General features: G+C 69.9%; 3 protein-coding genes. 1 reads left to right on the top strand and 2 read right to left on the bottom strand.

The genetic code is table 11. The annotated features are described in order from the left end of the window. A partial coding sequence (locus BN4332_RS31655; protein WP_074133255.1) for a TIGR03086 family metal-binding protein occupies positions 1–315 on the top strand: 315 nt, incomplete at its 5' end. Here the strand turns inward: BN4332_RS31655 and BN4332_RS31660 are convergent. Next, entirely contained in the window at positions 312–785 is a 474-nt protein-coding gene (locus BN4332_RS31660; RefSeq protein WP_066904117.1) for a DUF4334 domain-containing protein, read from the bottom strand. The two genes, BN4332_RS31655 and BN4332_RS31660, sit on opposite strands and share 4 nt — an antisense overlap. Continuing rightward, on the bottom strand, positions 782–1,143 hold a 362-nt coding region (locus tag BN4332_RS31665; protein WP_338066816.1), incomplete at its 5' end, for an aminotransferase class I/II-fold pyridoxal phosphate-dependent enzyme. The genes BN4332_RS31665 and BN4332_RS31660, both read right to left, overlap by 4 nt.

Consider the following 1,143-nt stretch of genomic DNA (forward strand, 5'->3'; position numbering starts at 1 on the left):
CCGGCCGTGGCGGCTTGGCGACGGCGCGGGGTCACCGGCACGGTGCCGTTCGGGGACGGCGAGATGCCGGCGGCCGTGATGGCCCGCATCCTGTCGATGGAATTCCTGGTGCACGCCTGGGACTACGCCAGGGCCACCGGGCAGGCGGTCGAGGTCTCGGAGGAGGCGCCCGAGCAGGTCCTGGCATGGTCTCGCGCCGTGCTCACCCCCGAGGGACGCGTACGCGCCGGTTTCGACGACCCGGTCGAGATCGCTGACGACGCGCCCGCACTCGACCGGCTGCTCGCGTTCACCGGCCGCCGGCCGACGGATTAGACGCGCTGCAGGTAGAAGTACAGGTAGCGGCCCACCCCTGAGGTGAGGTCGACGGCGCCCTTGCCGTTCATGATGCCCACCACGGTGTTGTCGTCGACGACCTTGAAGTGGTCGTGCACGGGGCGGCCGTCGTAGACCATCGTCGCGGTCACCTCGCCGCGGAACTCCTCGAGCCACAGGCTGGCCTCGCCGTTCATGGCCTCGGTGTTGGAGAACTTGTTGCCGTCGGCGTCCAGGCACACCAACGGCTGCGCCTCGGCCGCCGAGCGGAACGTCTTGCCGAACCAGTTGAGCCGGTTCATGAACCCGTTGGCCTTGTGGCCGGTCTGGAACTCGCCGCCCTTCCACTCGCCGAGCATGAAGTCGATGCTGGCGGGCCGCAGCAGCGCCCAGAACGCATCGAGTTCGGCGTCGGGGATCTGCCCCTCGCGGCTGACGAATGCGTCGAACGTGCCGCGTGCGTCGCTCACTTGGTCTCTCCTGTCCGAGTCCCGGTGTCGCCGGCGGTGTTCCAGCTCCGGGCGTACTCAGCCGCAAATTTCAGGAAGGCGTCGTTCTCGTGCGGCGCCCCGATGGTGACGCGCACGCCGTCCTCACCGTACGGGCGCACGATGATCCGGTTGTCGGCGGCCCTGGCCACGAAGTCGAGGGTGCGCTCGGCCAGCGGTAGCCAGACGAAGTTGGACTGCGAGGGCGGCAGCTCGTAACCGGCGTCGCGCAGCGCGGCGCTGACGCGGACGCGTTCTGCCACGACGGCGTCGGTGCGGGCCAGGAGTTCGTCTGCGGCCTCCAGGCTGGCGATGGCCGCGGCCTGGGACACGCTCGTCG

The organism is Mycolicibacterium houstonense (assembly GCF_900078665.2).
Classification (GTDB): domain Bacteria; phylum Actinomycetota; class Actinomycetes; order Mycobacteriales; family Mycobacteriaceae; genus Mycobacterium; species Mycobacterium houstonense.